The sequence below is a fragment of the Streptomyces sp. NPDC059248 genome (assembly GCF_042753905.1).
GTDB lineage: Bacteria > Actinomycetota > Actinomycetes > Streptomycetales > Streptomycetaceae > Streptomyces.
Genome location: NZ_JBHYZV010000031.1, coordinates 50,610 through 67,364 on the forward strand (window position 1 = coordinate 50,610; position 16,755 = coordinate 67,364).

The 16,755-nt window shown below is 73.3% G+C and carries 15 protein-coding genes; 8 read left to right on the plus strand and 7 right to left on the minus strand.

The genetic code is table 11. From position 1 onward, the window contains the following. The first annotated feature begins 146 nt into the window (after positions 1–146). Positions 147–956 carry an SGNH/GDSL hydrolase family protein gene (locus ACFXG1_RS15840; protein WP_384721723.1) on the plus strand — a complete coding sequence of 270 codons (810 nt, stop codon included), beginning with the start codon at positions 147–149 and terminating at the stop codon, positions 954–956. A gap of 96 nt (positions 957–1,052) precedes the next feature. Here ACFXG1_RS15840 and ACFXG1_RS15845 read toward each other — a convergent pair whose 3' ends face one another. After that, positions 1,053–2,723, minus strand: a complete 1,671-nt coding sequence (locus tag ACFXG1_RS15845; RefSeq protein ID WP_384742929.1) for a serine/threonine-protein kinase — start codon at positions 2,721–2,723, stop codon at positions 1,053–1,055. 443 nt (positions 2,724–3,166) lie between these two features. Here ACFXG1_RS15845 and ACFXG1_RS15850 point away from each other — a divergent pair, with 443 nt between their 5' ends. After that, the gene (locus tag ACFXG1_RS15850) at positions 3,167–3,433 is read left to right on the plus strand and encodes a hypothetical protein (protein WP_384720750.1); all 267 of its coding nucleotides are present in this window, start codon (positions 3,167–3,169) and stop codon (positions 3,431–3,433) included. Between the two features lie 286 nt (positions 3,434–3,719). On the opposite strand, the gene ACFXG1_RS15855 is transcribed toward ACFXG1_RS15850, so the two are convergent. From ACFXG1_RS15855 to hmgA, 3 genes are all read right to left on the minus strand, one after another. Next, positions 3,720–4,910 carry a type ISP restriction/modification enzyme gene (locus ACFXG1_RS15855; protein ID WP_384742933.1) on the minus strand — a complete coding sequence of 397 codons (1,191 nt, stop codon included), beginning with the start codon at positions 4,908–4,910 and terminating at the stop codon, positions 3,720–3,722. A gap of 72 nt (positions 4,911–4,982) precedes the next feature. After that, positions 4,983–5,735: a GntR family transcriptional regulator gene (locus ACFXG1_RS15860; protein ID WP_384742936.1), complete on the minus strand. Its 753-nt coding sequence runs from the start codon at positions 5,733–5,735 to the stop codon at positions 4,983–4,985. 48 nt (positions 5,736–5,783) lie between these two features. Further along, positions 5,784–7,229, minus strand: a complete 1,446-nt coding sequence (gene hmgA, locus ACFXG1_RS15865) for a homogentisate 1,2-dioxygenase (RefSeq protein ID WP_384742939.1) — start codon at positions 7,227–7,229, stop codon at positions 5,784–5,786. Positions 7,230–7,372: 143 nt separating this feature from the next. Here hmgA and ACFXG1_RS15870 point away from each other — a divergent pair, with 143 nt between their 5' ends. From ACFXG1_RS15870 to ACFXG1_RS15880, 3 genes are all read left to right on the plus strand, one after another. Then, on the plus strand, positions 7,373–7,990 hold the full coding sequence (locus tag ACFXG1_RS15870; RefSeq protein WP_384720047.1) for a TetR family transcriptional regulator: 618 nt from the start codon (positions 7,373–7,375) through the stop codon (positions 7,988–7,990). Between the two features lie 294 nt (positions 7,991–8,284). Further along, complete coding sequence (locus ACFXG1_RS15875) at positions 8,285–9,784, plus strand: CitMHS family transporter (protein ID WP_384720043.1); 1,500 nt, start codon at positions 8,285–8,287, stop codon at positions 9,782–9,784. A 262-nt stretch (positions 9,785–10,046) separates the two neighbouring features. Continuing rightward, a complete protein-coding gene (locus tag ACFXG1_RS15880) occupies positions 10,047–11,459 on the plus strand; it encodes an ABC transporter ATP-binding protein (protein WP_384742943.1) in 1,413 nt (470 codons plus the stop codon). A gap of 66 nt (positions 11,460–11,525) precedes the next feature. Here the strand turns inward: ACFXG1_RS15880 and ACFXG1_RS15885 are convergent, their stop codons facing one another. Further along, positions 11,526–12,170 carry a TetR/AcrR family transcriptional regulator gene (locus tag ACFXG1_RS15885; RefSeq protein WP_384722934.1) on the minus strand — a complete coding sequence of 215 codons (645 nt, stop codon included), beginning with the start codon at positions 12,168–12,170 and terminating at the stop codon, positions 11,526–11,528. A gap of 82 nt (positions 12,171–12,252) precedes the next feature. Between ACFXG1_RS15885 and ACFXG1_RS15890 the strand changes: the two genes are divergently transcribed. Next, positions 12,253–13,404, plus strand: coding sequence for an acyl-CoA dehydrogenase family protein (locus tag ACFXG1_RS15890; protein WP_384742948.1), 1,152 nt, complete (start codon positions 12,253–12,255; stop codon positions 13,402–13,404). Between the two features lie 250 nt (positions 13,405–13,654). Continuing rightward, on the plus strand, positions 13,655–14,299 hold the full coding sequence (locus ACFXG1_RS15895) for a TetR/AcrR family transcriptional regulator (protein ID WP_384742950.1): 645 nt from the start codon (positions 13,655–13,657) through the stop codon (positions 14,297–14,299). 28 nt (positions 14,300–14,327) lie between these two features. Here the strand turns inward: ACFXG1_RS15895 and ACFXG1_RS15900 are convergent, their stop codons facing one another. Continuing rightward, positions 14,328–14,789, minus strand: coding sequence for a MaoC family dehydratase (locus ACFXG1_RS15900; RefSeq protein ID WP_384723229.1), 462 nt, complete (start codon positions 14,787–14,789; stop codon positions 14,328–14,330). 202 nt (positions 14,790–14,991) lie between these two features. Here ACFXG1_RS15900 and soxR point away from each other — a divergent pair, with 202 nt between their 5' ends. Continuing rightward, on the plus strand, positions 14,992–15,552 hold the full coding sequence (gene soxR / locus ACFXG1_RS15905; RefSeq protein ID WP_384723226.1) for a redox-sensitive transcriptional activator SoxR: 561 nt from the start codon (positions 14,992–14,994) through the stop codon (positions 15,550–15,552). A 283-nt stretch (positions 15,553–15,835) separates the two neighbouring features. Here soxR and ACFXG1_RS15910 read toward each other — a convergent pair whose 3' ends face one another. Continuing rightward, positions 15,836–16,450: a hypothetical protein gene (locus ACFXG1_RS15910; protein ID WP_384742978.1), complete on the minus strand. Its 615-nt coding sequence runs from the start codon at positions 16,448–16,450 to the stop codon at positions 15,836–15,838. Positions 16,451–16,755: the final 305 nt, after the last annotated feature.

The window sequence follows — 16,755 nt, forward strand, 5'->3', positions numbered from 1 at the left end:
AGCCTGGTGTGGAGCCCCTCATGCTGATCCGTCGTTGACTTCGCGTCAAGAAGAGTGACGTGCATCACTTGTCATGTACATTTTCAATCAACCGGGCCGACTGATACCACGGTTGACGCAGCGATCCTGCTTCAAGGGGAGGTTCCATGAAACTGTCCCGTGTTGTGGCGTTCTCGTCCTCGTTCCTGCTCGGTGCCGTACTCGCCCTCACCGGGGCGGCCCCGGCCCAGGCCGCGCCGGACGCCGCCGCCGTCGACTACGTCGCGCTCGGCGACTCCTATTCCTCGGGGGTGGGCTCCGGGAGCTACGAAAGCTCCAGCGGCGCCTGCAAGCGCAGCACCCGCGCGTTCCCCCGCCTCTGGGCGAACGCCAACGCGCCCTCCTCGTTCTCGTTCACGGCCTGCTCCGGCGCCCGGACGAACGACGTCACGGCGAACCAGCTCGGCCCGGTCAACGCCGGCACGGACCTCGTCTCCCTCACCGTCGGCGGCAACGACGCCGGGTTCGCCGATGTGATGACGACCTGTGTCCTCCAGTCCGAATCCGCCTGTATCAACCGCGTCAACCAGGCGAAGGCGTATGTCGACGGCACCCTGCCGGGGCGGCTCGACAGCGTCTACAACGCGATCCGGGCCAAGGCGCCGTCCGCCCGGGTGGTGGTCATCGGCTATCCCCGCTTCTACCAGCTGGGCGGCGGCTGTCTCGCCGGACTGAGCGAGAACGAGCGGGCCGCGATCAACGGCGCGTCCGACCATCTGAACACCGCCGTCGCCAAGCGCGCCGCCGACCACGGCTACACCTTCGCCGGAGTCGCGTCCGCCTTCACCGGACACGAGATCTGCTCCCCGGCGCCCTGGCTGCACAGCGTCAACTGGCTCGACATCGGCGAGTCCTACCACCCGACGGCGGCCGGACAGTCCGGCGGCTACCTGCCGGTCTTCCGCGCCAACGCGTAGGCGGTCGCCGTGCGGGCGGCCGGCGTACGGGCCACCGGAGGGCCCGGGGCGGCCCGGCCGCCCGCGCGGTTCAGGGCGTGACGGTGGCATCGGCCTTCAGGGCGTGACGGTGGCATCGGCGGGCGCGGCCGACGGATCGCCGGAGGGGGACGACGACGCCGCCGGGTCGCACGTCACCCAGAACCCGAGCCATCCCGAGCGGGCCGCGACCGGACTTTGGACGTCGAGGCGGATCCGGCCGGCGAGCGTCTCCCCGTCCCGGTAATCCGTCACGGTGTGCTCCACCGTCCGCTCCCGACCGCCGCCCTGCCCGAAGGTGAGGGTCCGCCAGTCGGAACCGCCCGCTCCGCTCTCGGTGGTCCAGCGGTACGTCACCTCGGCCGGGGTCCGCCCCACCCCGATCCGGCCCCGGAAGGCGGGCGCGTCCGCACCCGGCGCGGGGCAGGCGCCCTGATAGGTGTCCCGTACGGCCTCGGCGTCGACCGCCACACTCTGCCGGACCTCCCGCGACGGCGAGGTGTCGGCCGTCCCGCTCGGCGGTCCGTCGTCGGCCGCCGGGGCTTTCGTGGCGCCCGTCGTCGCGGGCGCGGTGCCCGGGGCCGCGGCCGACCGGGACGCGGGCGGGGCCGCCGCGCCGGACTGTCCTCCGTCGTCGCCCGCCCCCTCCACCAGCGCCCACACCAGTCCGGCCGCGGCGACCACCAGGACCGCGGCGCCCACCGCCAGGGCGACGGCGGGCCGCCCCGGGGGAGCGGGGGACGGCGCCGAAGGGCCGTCCGGCGGCGGCAGCGGCGACGGTACGGTCACCGACTCCGGTCCCGCGGCCGGGCCGTGGAGCGGACCGGGACCCGGGAGCGGCGTCACCGGCGCCACGGGAGCCATGGGCGACATCGAGGTGACGGTGGGGCTGTACGGCCCCGGAGGCGGCGTACCTCCCGCGCCCACCACCCGCAGCAGCCGGGTGGTCTCGGCCGTCGACGGCCGGTCCGCCGGGTCCTTGCGGAGCAGCCCGGCGATCACCGGAGCCAGGTCCCCCGCCCGCCGGGGCGGCGGGAGCTCGTCCTCCACCACGGCCCGCATGGTCGTCAGCGGGGTCTCCCGCCGGAACGGGGAGACCCCCTCCACCGCCGCGTACAGCAGCACTCCCAGCGACCACAGGTCCGACGCGGGCCCCGGGGTGCGCCCCAGGGCGCGTTCGGGCGCGAGGAACTCGGGGGAGCCGATCAGCTCGCCCTCCATGGTGAGCTGGGGGGTGCCCTCCAGCGACGCGATGCCGAAGTCCGAGAGCACGATCCGTCCGTCGTTGCCGACCAGGACGTTGCCCGGTTTCACATCGCGGTGCAGGACCCCCGCGTCATGGGCCGCGGTCAGCGCCGCCAGGACCTCGGCCCCGATATGCGCCGCGCGTTTCGGGGGCAGCGGACCCTCGGCGGCCAGGACATCGGCCAGGGAAAGGCCGCGGATCAGCTCCATCACGATCCACGGCCGGTCCTCGTCGCCGGCCGCGCCGCCGCGGTCGAACACCACGTCGTACACCGTCACCACATTGCGGTGTGTGATCCGGGCGGCCGCGCGCGCCTCGCGTTCCAGACGCGCGTACAGCCGCCGCACCTGGTCGCCGGAGAGCCCGGCCGGGGCCCGGACCTCCTTGACGGCCACCTCGCGGTTGAGCACCTCGTCCCGGGCGCGCCAGACCACGCCCATACCGCCTTCGCCCAGGGCGGCGTCCAGTCGGTACCGGTCGGCGACGAGTCGGTCTCCGTGCATCGGGGCCCCCATCCGTGCCATGACAGGCGGTCGGCAGCGCCACCCCGGAATCCCGGGGGAAACCCTTCCAAGTTAGCCGGAATCCGGCCTTCCGCCGCCCCTTGTGACGGGACTTCGTGACCCCGGCCCCGAGCGGTGGGGCCCGTGCTGTGAGAGCGATCACTCCCCGGTGCGATTCCGCTGCCGAGCCGGCCAGGAGCGGCCCGGGGTGGCTGTGACGGCAGGGGTGTGAGGGGCGCTTGAGAAAGCCGTGGTCAGAACAGAATGATCCGGCGGAATGTCCAACCGGCCCTGAAATCGGGTGAATTGAACAATGGGGCAAGAGGGGCGTCAACTCGCGTACGGGACGCGATGAATCATGGAGACGGGATACACGAGTGTCACCTGGGGGCGATAGGGTTAACCTGCCCGGGCCGGGTGCGTCGTTACGGGTGGGGAGTGTCATGGAACAGATAACAGTGCGGAGCAGGCCGCGAGTGCCTGCCATCACCTGCGGGAACAGCGCGACCAGCTCGCGTCTCGACCGACATCTCTCGGTGCTGGGCGGCCCCGCCGTCCCGCAGCGCGAGACGATCGAGGCGACGTCCCTGATGCTGGAGCTGACCGCGCGCGACCATACGCGCGAGCGGGACCGGGGCCGTCGTGGACGGGTCTCCCTCTTCGCGCCGCTGCGCCGGCTGCGCCGTACGCTCCTCGGCGGCCGCCACTGATATGAGGCCCCGGACGGCCGTCGTCCGGATCGTCCCCGCTCACCACGCGTCACGTGTCACCGCCTGGGCGGCCCCGCGCTCAGGCGACGACCCCCGTTCCCGGTCCCCGTCCTCCCCACGGGTGACCGTGCCGGTGGCACCCTCGCCCGGTGCCCGTCGTCCCCGTACGCGCCCCGCGGTGCCCGGCACCGCATCGCCCCGCCCGCCCCGTTACGCGTCCCGCCCGGCCGGAGGACCGTACCGGGGCGTCGTGCGTGGTCCCCCCGTGACCTGACCGTCCCTCGCCTCAGCCCAGGGGCAGGGCGAACTGGCCCTCCGGACCCTCCTCGTGGTGGTCGAGCACCGACGCCGGGCGCCGGGCCGACTCCGGGGCGGGCAGCACCCCCGGGAGTTCACCGGCCTCCGCGAAGGCGCCCGGGGCGGTCAGCTCCGCCCGCCGGCCCGCGAGTTCCCCGAGCAGCGCCAGTACGGTGATCAGCTCCAGCAGGTCGGAGGTCCACTCCCGGGGCCATCCGGCGGGCCGCAGTGCCGCCAGGGTGCCCGGTTCGGCCGGTGCCGTCCGGGCCGTGAACCAGTGCTCCAGTACCCGTACCCCGCCGCAGCGCAGCTCCCACGCCGCCGCGGGAACGGGGGCGATCCGGCCCGTGCCGAGCAGCAGTGCCTCGTCCGCGGGGTCGTAGGCGATCGTCTCCGGGCGCGGCGGCGGGGCCGCGCGGACATAGGGGCGGCGTCCGCCGGGCAGCCTGGGCCGCTCCCCGCCGTGCGCACCCCTGAGCTGGATCTCCAGCAGCTCCCGGCCCAGCTCCACTCCAGCGGCCCAGACCGCGGACGCGGCGGGCAGCGGGATCTCGCACCCGGCGGGGGAGGGGCGGGCCGCCGCCAGGATCCAGCACAGGACGTCCCGGGCGCCGACGTCGTGCCCGTACCGCCCGGCCAGCGCCCCGGTCAGCCCCGGGGCGAGATTGGGTTCCCGGCCGCCGGGCCTGCGGAACAGCGGCCGGATCCGGCCGGGCCGCCCCGCCGGTGATCCGCCGTCGGGCAGCCAGGGCGAGGCGAGCACCGGCGGCGCCGCGACCCCGGCCGGAGCCCCCGGGACCGTACCGGACTCCACCAGGAAGACCTGGGCCGCGTCCGCCACCCGCCACAGCTCGGGACGGGCCTCGTCGATCAGCCGGTGGTCGGGCAGGAGCCACTGCCGGTCGAAGGGGCCGTGGAGGACCGGCACGGGTTCGGGGCAGCGGCCGGTCTCCCTGGCGAACCGGCCCGTACCGCCCCGCTGTCCGGGCAACTGGGCCGCGGCGGTCCCGGGCGTTCTGGCGCGGGTGGGCACGAAGAGCGCGGCACGTTCGGCCCCCCGGGCCCGTACCAGCGCGTCCCACCGCTCCGTCAGCGTCGCGGCATCCGGGGCCAGCACCCAGGAACGCCCCGTCCGCAGCGGGCGGACGCCCCAGGGCATCAGCGCGTCGAGCATCGGCATGGGCCCATTCTTTCCGACCCGGCGGACGGCGGAACACGACCTCGTGCGAACCGCTTCAGGGCACGTCCCGCCTCAGGACGCGTCGACCGTGACCGAGAAGGAGAAACGGTCGCCGCGGTAGCGGATCCGGGCCACGTCCACCACCCGGCCCGTGGTGTCACGGGTGACCCCGGTGTAGTGCAGGATCGGGCTCAGCAGCGGGACCTGGAGGAGTTCGGCGGTGGGCGGGTCCGCCAGCCGGGCCTCGACCGTGTCCGTGATCCGGCCGATCCTGACCCCCACCGCGTCCCGCAGCACCTTCGTCATCGGCCACCGCTCCAGATCGGCGACGTCGATCCGGGCCGCCAGCTCGGGCCGGACCGCGTTCTCCGCCCAGTTGGTCGGCTCCCCGGTCTCCCCGTCCCGGCGCAGCCTGCGGTACGTCATCACCTCGGACAGGTCCGGGAAGTGCTCGGCCAGCTCGCCGGGGACCGGCCCGGGGCCGTGGCCCAGGACCGTCGTCCGCTCGCCCGACTGCTGGGCCACGATCGCGTCGATCGAGCCCAGCAGCCGCCGGGGGGCGCCCCGGCGGGCTCCCGGCTCGATGAAGGTGCCGCGCCGCCGGTGGCGGCTGATCAGCCCCTCCTCCTCCAGCTCCTTCAGCGCCTGCCGCATGGTCAGCACGCTGACGCCGTAGTGCGCGGCGAGCCGCTCCTCGGTCGGCAGCCGCAGGGACGCCTCCGGCGCCCGGCCCAGTATGGAGGCGCGCAGCGACTGCGAGACCTGGTACCACAGCGGCAGCTTGCGGTTCAGGACGAGCGAGTCCGGGGCGAAGGAGGAGGTCACGGCGGCTCCGTATCTCCGGGTCGGGGGAGTTCCGGGTCCGGAAGGACGTCAGGACGGGAAATGACGTTCCAGACCCTGCCATACGCCGTCGTACTCCTTCTGGCGGTGCCCGGCCTCGACGGCCTGCCGGGTGGTCAGCACGGGCCAGCGGGTCTCGAACATGAAGGCGATACCGTCGTCGAGCTTCCGCGGGCGCAGCTCGGCGGCGCTCGCCCGCTCGAAGGTCTCCCGGTCCGGGCCGTGCGCCGACATCATCGGGTGGAGGGAGCCGCCGCCGGGGACGAAGCCGCCCTCGCCCGCGGTCTTCGCGTCGTACGCCCCCTCGATCAGGCCCATGTACTCGCTCATCACATTGCGGTGGAAGTACGGCGGCCGGAAGGTGTCCTCGCCGACCAGCCAGCGCGGCACGAAGGCGACGAAGTCGACGCCCGCGAGGCCCGGGGTGTCGGTGGGCGAGGTGAGCACGGTGAAGACCGACGGGTCCGGGTGGTCGTACGAGATGGTGCCGATGACATTGAAGCGGCGCAGATCGTAGACGTACGGGGTGTGGGTGCCGTGCCAGGCGACCACGTCCAGCGGCGAGTGGTCGTAGGTCGCGGCCCAGAGGTTGCCGCAGTACTTGGTGACGACCTCCACCGGGCGTTCGACGTCCTCGTACGCGGCCACGGGGGCGAGGAAGTCCCGCGGGTTGGCCAGCCCGTTGGCGCCGATCGGCCCCAGGTCGGGCAGCCGGAACGGCGAGCCGTAGTTCTCGCAGACGTACCCCCGCGCCCGCTCGTCCAGCAGCTCGACCCGGAACCGGACACCGCGCGGAATCAGCGCGATCTCCCCGGGCCTGGCCGCCAGCACCCCCAGCTCCGTCACCAGCAGCAGCCCGCCGTACTCCGGGACGATCAGCAGTTCGCCGTCCGCGTCGCCGAAGACCCGGTCCGTCATCGACGTATCGGCGTGGTAGAGGTGCACGGCCATCCCGGTGCGCTGCGCCGGGTCGCCGTTGCCGCCGAGGGTCCACAGGCCGGCCAGCCAGTCCGTGCCCGGCGCGGGCGCGGGCAGCGGATTCCAGCGCAGCCGGTTGGGGTCGGGGATCGCCTCGGTGAAGGGGCCGCCGCGCACGGTGCCGTTGTCGATCCGGCGCAGCGGCGGATGGGCGGCCGACGGGCGGATCCGGTAGAGCCAGGAGCGCCGGTTGTCGGCCCGGGGCTCGGTGAAGGCGGAGCCGCTGAGCTGCTCCGCGTAGAGGCCGTGCGGGGCCCGCTGGGGGGAGTTGCGGCCGACGGGCAGCGCCCCGGGCAGCGCCTCCGACGCGTGCTCGTTGCCGAATCCGGTGGAGTACTCCAGCGACGCGGCGGTCTTCCGCGCCCGCTCGGCGGCCGCCGCTGCCGTCGATACCGCCGCTGTTCCTGTCGCTGTCGCTGTCGCCGCTGCTGTCGTCGTCGTCGTCGTCGCCGCCCGTCCGCCCGCGCCCGTGTCCTTCGTCTGCCCGTTCCCGCTCATGGCCGCTCCCGGTGCCGGAGGAATGCCCCTCGTGACGATCCTCGTGACTGTCAGGCCGGATCCACGGGTCGGCCCGTGGATCCATTCCTATGGTCAACCGTAGGATTGTGGAGCGGTCCCGTCAACGGCACCGACCGGGCATCATGGACGGCGTGGCCCACCCCCATCTACGCCGGGAACCCCGACAGCGGCGCAGCGCGGAGCGGCTCGCGCGGATTCTCGACGCCTGCGCCGAACTCCTCGACGAGACGGGGTACGACGCGCTGTCCACCCGGTCGGTCGCCGCCCGGGCGGGTGTGCCCATCGGCTCCGTCTACCGCTTCTTCGGCAACAAGCGGGCCCTCGCCGACGCGCTGGCCGTCCGCAATCTCGACCGGTACGTCCGGCGGCTCACGGAACGGGTGGCGTCCCTGCCGCCGGGGGACTGGCACGGACTGCTCGACGCCGTACTCGACGAGTATCTGGCGATGCGGCGCACGGTCCCCGGGTTCTCCCTGGTGGACTTCGGCCACCGGATCCCCCTCTCCGGCCCCCCGGCCGGGCCGGGGCACGCCCTCGCCGACCGGCTCGTGACCGTCGTCGCCGGCCATGTGGGCCGCCCGGTCGACGCCGCGCTGCGGCGGACCGTCCTGGTGGCCGTGGAGGCGGCGGACGCGGTGCTTCAGCTGGCCTTCCGGGTGGACGACGCGGGCGACGAGGCGATCGTCGCGGAGACCCGGGAGCTGCTGCGCGCGTATCTCTCGCGCACGTTCGACGCCTGACCGCCTGACCGCCTGGCGCTCGCGGACAAGAGCCCTGAGGGTCACGATCGCCGCTCCGGTGCCGCCGTATCCGGCGGTTCCCGGTCTCCCGGCCGGTCGGGAACCCGTACGGCGGACCGTTTCGTCACGCCCGGATGCCCGGTTTTCCCGGGCTCGGCGCCCCGTACCCGGTTCACCTGGGGTTTTGCTCGTATTGCTCACACGTCAACATCTTGTTAACGCCATTTGGCGCGACCTAACGTCTTGCGGACCGCCTCTCCGGTGGGAGTTCAAGGATGAACGTTAGGTAGCCCCATGCTGACAATCCTCGGCTTCGCCATGATTGCGACCTTCCTGGTCCTGATCATGATGAAGAAGATGTCGCCCATCGCGGCGCTGGTCCTCATTCCCGCACTCTTCTGTGTCCTCGTCGGACAGGGTGCGAAGCTGGGCGACTACGTCATCGAGGGCGTGGGCAATCTCGCCCCCACCGCGGCGATGCTGATGTTCGCCATCGTCTATTTCGGTGTGATGATCGACGTCGGGCTCTTCGACCCGATCGTCCGCGGCATTCTGCGGTTCTGCAAGGCGGACCCGATGCGCGTCGTGGTCGGTACGGCGCTCCTCGCCGCGGTCGTCTCGCTCGACGGCGACGGCTCCACCACGTTCATGATCACCGTCTCGGCGATGTACCCCCTCTACAAGCGCCTGAAGATGAGCCTGGTCGTGATGACGGGTATCGCCGCCACCGCGAACGGCGTGATGAACACCGTGCCCTGGGGCGGCCCCACCGCCCGGGCCGCGACCGCCCTCAAGCTCGACGCCGCCGACATCTTCGTTCCGATGATCCCGGCCCTCCTCGTGGGCCTGCTCTTCGTCTTCGTCCTCGCCTACTTCCTCGGTCTGCGCGAGCGCAAGCGGCTCGGCTATCTGTCGCTGGACGACGCGCTGGGCGCGGGGAGCGCGAAGGACGTCCCGGGCGAGGCCGGCGGAACCGGCTCCGTCCTGGTGAAGACGGGCAAGGGCGGCAAGGCCGGCCAGGGCGCGTCCGGTTCCTCCGGTTCCTCCGTCTCTTCCGGCGCCGGCTCGTCCGGGTCCGGTACCTCCTCCGCGGTCAGCGGCCCCGGCAGCGACTCCTCCGACTCCGGCGCCGACGACGAGCCCGCGGGAGGCTTCCAGGGGCTCGACCCCGACCGCCCCACCCTGCGCCCCAAGCTCTACTGGTTCAACGCCGGCCTGACCGTCACGCTCCTCGCCGCGATGATCATGGAGCTGCTCCCCATCCCGGTCCTCTTCCTGCTCGGCGCCGCCCTCGCGCTCACCGTCAACTACCCGAACATGGCCGAGCAGAAGGCCCGGATCGGCGCCCACGCCGAGAACGTCCTCAACGTGTCCGGCATGGTCTTCGCCGCGGCCGTCTTCACCGGCGTCCTCACCGGCACCGGCATGGTCAAGAGCATGGCCGACTGGCTGGTCGCCACGGTGCCCGAGGGCATGGGCCCCCACATGGCCATCGTCACCGGTCTGCTGAGCCTGCCGCTGACCTACTTCATGTCCAACGACGGCTTCTACTTCGGCGTCCTGCCCGTCCTCGCCGAGGCGGGCGCCGCCCACGGGGTGTCGCCGCTGGAGATCGCCCGCGCGTCCCTCGTCGGCCAGGCCCTGCACATGTCCAGCCCGCTGGTGCCCGCCGTGTACGTCCTCGTCGGCATGGCGAAGGTGGAGTTCGGCGACCACACCCGGTTCACCGTCAAATGGGCCGCGCTCACATCGCTCGTGGTGCTCGCCGCCGGAATCCTGTTCGGCATCATCTAGAACGCCCGCGCCTCCGCGCCCCGGTCACCCTCCCCGGTCGCCGGGGCGCGGTCCCGTCCCGAGCCGAATTCCCCCTTTCCGTACGGGAATTACCGCTCGGGACGCGCTCGTGCCCGGGGTATCCGCGCGGGCGTCCGCCCGCCGGGCGTCAAGGATCGTCAAAGCGCGGGCGGACGGTCGTCCGACGCATTCCCCGGAATGGGGGCCGTGGGCTATTTTGCCGGTCCATCGTCCACCTCCCCCCACATCACGGCGGACCCCCATGACGCGCGCCATCTCGCTCCAGCACGTCTCCAAGCGCTACGGTCGACGCGGACCGTATGCCGTCGACCGATTCACCCTGGAAATACACCCGGCGGAATTCCTCGTCCTCCTCGGTCCCTCCGGATGCGGCAAATCGACCGTACTCCGGATGATCGCCGGACTGGAGGACCTCACCGAAGGGCGGCTGCTGCTCGACGGCGAACCGGCCGGGCATCTGCCGCCGCGTGACCGGAACATGGCGATGGTCTTCCAGAACTTCGCCCTCTATCCGACCATGACCAACCGGGACAACATCGGCTTCCCGCTCCGGCGGGACGGGGCCCGCCGCGACCGCGGTACCCGGGTCGAGGCCACCGCCAGGGCCCTCGGTATCGAGGACGTCCTCGACCGCTACCCCGGTCAGCTCTCCGGCGGCGAACGCCAGCGGGTCGCGATGGGCCGGGCCATCTCCCGTCGCCCCTCCGCCTTCCTGATGGACGAGCCCCTCGGCCAGCTCGACGTCAAGCTCCGCGACTACCTCAGGGCGGAGCTGTCCCGGCTGACCCGGGACACCGGGGCCACCACCGTCTACGTCACCCACGACCAGGCCGAGGCGATGTCCCTGGGCGACCGGGTCGCCGTGCTGCGCGACGGGGTCCTCCAGCAGGTCGGCACCCCGCGCGAGATCTACGACCGGCCCCGGAACCTCTTCGTCGCCGCCTTCCTCGGCACCCCCGGGATCAATCTGCTCCGGGCCGTCGTCCACGCCCCGCTCGCCGACTGCATGTCCTTCGTCCTCGGCGGGCAGCGTCTGGAGCTGCCCGAACCGCTCGGGCCCGACCACCGGACGCTGCGGGCCTATCAGGGCCGCCGGGTGATCCTCGGGCTGCGGGCCGAGGCCGCGCGGATCGCCGCGCCCGGCCTCGCCCGCCCGGGGGAGGCGCTGCTGTCGGGGACCGTCGAGTACGTGGAGTACCAGGGGCACGAGGCGCTGGTGTACCTGGACACCGGGTCGCGGACCGCCGTGGTGCCCGACCTCGAATCGGCCCGCGCCCCCGGCCGGACCGGTACCGGGTCCCCGGGCCGCCGCCGGACGGCCGGGGCCGCGGGCGCCGGGGCCGGGCCCCGGGTGCTGGCCCGGCTGCGGGACCGGGCGGCCGCCCGGGTGGCGGCGGGTGGCGGGGCCGCGGCCGTCACCGCGCCGTACCCGTACGGCGACTACGGCCCCTACGACCCCCAGAGCCCGCCCCTGCCGAGCTGCGACCTCGTCGTACGCACCGGCCCGGACACCTGGCTGCGGCCGGGCGCGCAGGTGCCGGTCCTGGTCGACGTCGCCCAGGTGTACGTCTTCGACCACCGGGGCCGCAGACTCTGTCCCGCGCCGCCCGGCCCGCCGGGGATGCCCGGGGAGCGGGGGAGCACGCTCGGCTGACGGCGCCGGCGGGCCGCCCGTCCCGCCCGGGGCGGCCCTCCGGGCCGGGCGCTCTCCCCTCCGGGGTCAGCCGTCGGCCAGGGCCGCGTACTGCGTCGAGAGACCGTCCACGATCGCCCGCAGCCCGGTCTCGAACGCGCCCTCGTCGACGCGCTCCTGATGCTCCGCCAGCAGATGCGCCCGGCCGAGATGCGGATAGTCGGCGGTGTCGTACGCCGTCACGTCGTCCACGAACCCGCGGGCGAAGGAGCCCAGCGCCGAGCCGGTGACGAAGTACCGCATCAGCGCACCGATCCGGGTGGCCTGGGCCGGGGGCCAGCCCGCGCGCACCATGGCGCCGAAGACCGCGTCGGCGACGCGCAGCCCGGCGGGACGGCGGCCGGGGCCCCGGGCGAGCACGGGCACGATATGCGGATGGGCCCGCAGCGCCGCGCGGTAGGAGAGCCCCCAGTCGTAGAGGGCGGTGCGCCAGTCCCGGGTGTCCCCGGGGTCGAACATCGACAGATCGACCTGGGCGCTGACCGCGTCCGCGACGGCCTCCAGTATCTCGTCCTTGGTCCGGAAGTGGTTGTAGAGCGACGGGCCGCTGACCCCGAGTTCGGCGGCGAGCCGGCGGGTGGAGACCGCTTCGAGCCCCTCGGCGTCCACCAGGGCGCCCGCCGCGGCGACGATGCGGTCCCGGCTGAGAAGGGGCTTGCGGGGTCTGGCCATGGGGCACATAGTAGAGCCGCCGTATAAAACTAGCAGTGGTAGTTAAAGGCGATGGCCGAGATGGCCGAGAGGGGCGGGCGCGATGGATCTGGGCTTGAGTTCCGAGCAGTCGGCGGTACGGCGGCTCGCCGAGGAGTTCGTCCGGCGCGAGGTCGCCCCGTACGCCACCGCCTGGGACCGGGCGGAGAGCGTCGACCGGGGCATCGTCCGCCACCTGGGCGAACTGGGCTTCCTGGGGCTGACCGTCGACGAGGCGTACGGCGGATCGGGCGGTGACCATCTGACGTACTGCCTGGTCACCGAAGAGCTGGGGCGCGGCGACTCCTCCGTGCGCGGCATCGTCTCGGTCTCCCTCGGCCTGGTCGCCAAGACGATCGCCGCCTGGGGCGACGAGGAGCAGAAGCGCGCCTGGCTGCCGCGGCTCACCTCCGGCGACGCGCTCGGCTGCTTCGGGCTCACCGAGCCGGGCACCGGCTCCGACGCGGGGAATCTGACCACCCGCGCGGTCCGGGACGGCGGCGACTACCTGCTCACCGGCACCAAGATGTTCATCACCAACGGCACCTGGGCGGATCTGGCGCTGGTCTTCGCGAGGGCCGGCGACGTCCCGGGGCACCGGGGCGTCTCCGCCTTCCTGGTGCCCACCGACAGCCCCGGACTGACCAGGACGCCGGTGCACGGCAAGCTCGGGCTGCGCGGCCAGGCCACCGCCGAGCTGGCGCTCGACCGGGTCAGGGTGCCCGCGTCCGCCCTGCTCGGGCCGGAGGGCAAGGGGTTCTCGGTCGCGATGTCCGCACTCACCAAGGGGCGGATGTCGGTCGCCGCGGGCTGTGTCGGCATCGCCCAGGCGGCGCTGGACGCGGCCGTCGGCTACGCCGGGGAGCGGGAGCAGTTCGGCCGCCCCATCGCGGGCCATCAGCTGGTGCAGGAGCTGATCAGCGATATCTCCGTGGACGTGGCCGCGGCCCGGCTGCTGACCTGGCGGGTGGCGGATCTGATCGACCGCGGCGCCGACTTCGCCACCGCCGCGTCCCAGGCCAAGCTGTACGCCTCCGAGGCCGCCGTCCGGGCGGCCAACAACGCGCTCCAGGTCTACGGTGGCTATGGCTATATCGACGAGTACCCGGTCGGAAAGCTGGTCCGGGACGCCCGGGTGATGACACTCTACGAAGGCACGAGCCAGATCCAGAAGCTGATCATCGGCCGGGCGCTGACGGGGGTCTCGGCCTTCTGACGGGAGGCCCGCTCCCAAGGCGGCCCGGGCCCCGACCCGGGTCCCGGTCCCGGCCTCGGTCTCGACCCGGGTTCCGCCCCGGCCTCGGTCCGGGTCCCGGCCTCGGTCCGGGCCCCGATTCCGGTCCCGGTCCAGACCTCGTCCGGGCCCCGGCCCCGCCGAGGCGGCGGCCCGCCCGGTCGCGACGGAGCTAAGCGCTTGCTCACCGTCGGGGTATGGTGATTCCCCCTGATGAGCCGAAGGAGAGCCGATGAGCGCGGCCGACGACACGACGCCCGCCCCCGGGGCCGATGGCCCCGAGGACGTTCCGTGGGGCGACGTGGCGCCCGAGGCGGCGAGGAGACTCCTCGTCGCCGCGGTCGAGGCGTTCGCCGAGCGGGGCTATCACGCCACCACCACCCGCGATATCGCCGGCCGGGCCGGCATGAGCCCGGCCGCGCTCTACATCCACTACAAGACCAAGGAGGAGCTGCTCCACCGGATCAGCAGCCTCGGCCACACCCGGGCGCTCCAGGTCCTGTCCGCCGCCGCCGAGCGCGACGGCACCCCGGGGGAGCGGCTCGCCGACGCCGTCGCCTCCTTCGTCCGCTGGCACGCCCGGCGCCATGACACGGCCCGGGTGGTGCAGTACGAACTGGACGCGCTCGCGCCCGGGCACCGCACCGAGATCGTCGCCCTGCGCCGCCGCAGCGACGCCGTGATCCGCGAGATCATCCGCGAGGGGGTGGAGACGGGCGAGTTCGACGTGCCGGACGTGCCGGGGACGACTCTGGCGGTGCTCTCCCTCTGTATCGACGTCGCCCGCTGGTTCAACGTCAACGGCCGGCGCACCCCCGACGAGGTCGGGGCGCTCTACGCGGACCTGGTGCTGAGGATGGTCTCTGCCGGGCGCTGACCCGCCGGGCCTGTCCGGCCGGGGCGGCTCAGAAGTAGTACCGGGACACCGACTCCGCCACGCACACCGGCTTCTCCCCGCCCTCGCGCTCCACCGTCACCAAGGCGACCACCTGGACCCCGCCGCCCGCCTCCGTGACCTCCTTGAGCGTGACGGCGGCGCGCACCCGGGAGCCGACCGGGACGGGAGCGGGGAAGCGGACCTTGTTCGTCCCGTAGTTCAGGCCCATCCTCATGCCCTCGACCCGCAGCACCTGCGGGACCAGCAGCGGCAGCAGCGACAGCGTCAGATAGCCGTGGGCGATGGTGCTCCCGAACGGCCCGTCGGCCGCCCGCGCGGGATCGACATGGATCCACTGGTGGTCGCCGGTGGCGTCGGCGAAGAGGTCGATCCGCCGCTGGTCGACCTCCAGCCAGTCGCTGGTGCCCAGCGGCTCGCCGACCCCGGCACGCAGCTCGTCCGCTGAGGTGAAGATCCTGGGCGCGGCCATGGGCGTCGGTCCCTGCCTCTGGGGTCTCTGGGTCTCTGGGGTCTCTGGGGAGCTTTCGGGAAATCTCTCGGACGGTCGGTACGGCGCGGTATGGCACGGTAGGGAGCGGTACGGCGCCCGCCCCATCAGATGTCCGAGCGCTTGCTCAGCATGCTCGGGCGGGGGTCCCGTGTCAACGGACCACCCGGGTAGGGTTCGAGAGGTGCCCCCTACAACCGACACCGGCCACGAACTCACGGTCGGCCAGCTCTCACAGCGCAGCGGAGCCGCCGTGTCGGCCCTGCACTTCTACGAGTCGAAAGGGCTGATCCACAGCCGTCGTACGAGTGGGAACCAGCGCCGCTACAGCAGGGACACCCTGCGGCGGGTGGCGTTCGTCCGGGCCGCGCAGCGGGTCGGCATCCCGCTCGCCACCATCCGTCACGCGCTGGCGGAGCTGCCGGAGGAGCGGACACCCGACCGGGACGACTGGGCGCGGCTGTCCCACACCTGGCGCCGGGAACTGGACGAGCGCATCAAGCAGCTGGGACGGCTGCGGGACACCCTCACCGAGTGCATCGGCTGCGGCTGCCTCTCCTTGGAGACCTGCGCGCTCTCCAACCCCGAGGACGCCTTCGGCCGCCGGCGGCCGGGCTCCAGGCTGATGCCGGGCCCGCTGTGGGAGGCCGGGCAGAGCGCGGGCGACGAGGGGACGGCGTCCCCCGCCCGGACGGAGGGCCGGACCGCCCCGGCGTCCGACTGCGCGGGCCCCGACGGCTGCTGACCGACCGGTCCGCGCCCATCGGCCGAGGCGGGCCCGCACCCCCGTGTCAGGCCCGCCCCTCGCGACGCCCCCGCCATCCATCGGCGGCGCGCGCGTGGGGTCCACTGTCCAGGGCCCGAATTGGGTGGGGCCACCCGTTTTCCGTCTGCTACGACTCCGGGCGCTCCGCCACCGGGGCACGACGCCGCGCCCCGTACCCGCCCGGTTGGAGGCGCGCGGGATCCACGGGAAGTTCCGGCGGCGGAAGGGCGCGTGCGCCTCCGGGGCGCACGCGCACCAGAAGTCAGGCGACCGAGGCGAGCACCTCGCGCCGGGCGGCCCGCTGGGCCGCCGCGACCGCGTCGTCCGTCAGCACCGGGCGGGGGACGACGATCCCGCAGTCCGTGCAGACGGGGCCGGTCCAGGGGTCGTTCACCAGATCGTGCCGCCACACGATCGCCGCCGTACCGCAGACCGGGCAGTCGGCGCCGGGCTCCCCCGCCAGCGCGTCGACCAGCCGCCTCAGCACTTCGTCGAGCGGCACCGAGGGGTGCTCCCGGGGACTGTCGCAGCGGGCCACACCGCTGCCGCCCCACACATGCCGGTGCCATTCGTCGGAGGACGCCAGCCGCCGCAGGCCGTCGTGCTTCTCCCGCTTGCGGCGGTCGGCGAACTCCTCCTCGTACGCGAGCCATACCGCCCGCGCCCGTTCCAACTCGTCCAGCGCGGCCACCAGCCGCACCGGGTCGGGAGACCTGTCCTCGGGCCCGAAGCCGTGCCGGGCGCACAAATGGTCCCAGGTCGCGCGGTGCCCGTAAGGGGCGAACCGCTCAAGGCACTTGCGCAGGGAATAGCGCCGCAGTGCCAGGTCGCACCGCGGATCGCGCACCTGTCTCGCAAGACTCCGGAAACCGGCCATCGTCACCGCCACCTCCGTCGCTGCTACTTCGGCGTCGAGGAATGGACGTACGAACGCCCGATCCGGCTCCATCGGAAATCCGATCGAGCCCCGAGCACATGTCCCGGACGTCCCGGGAACCGGCTCGGGCACGGTACGCGCCTCCTCGTACAGTCCGCCTGCCCCAAAAGGCCCACGCCGAACGGCCCTCTGACGAACGAACGATCGTCTTCCGCACTTGGTTCCTGGCATCGGGCCGCGGACTGCCGCCGTGGCGCGATTCCATCGCCTTGCCGGGCCCGGCCGGAGGCCCGCGCCCGCGGCGT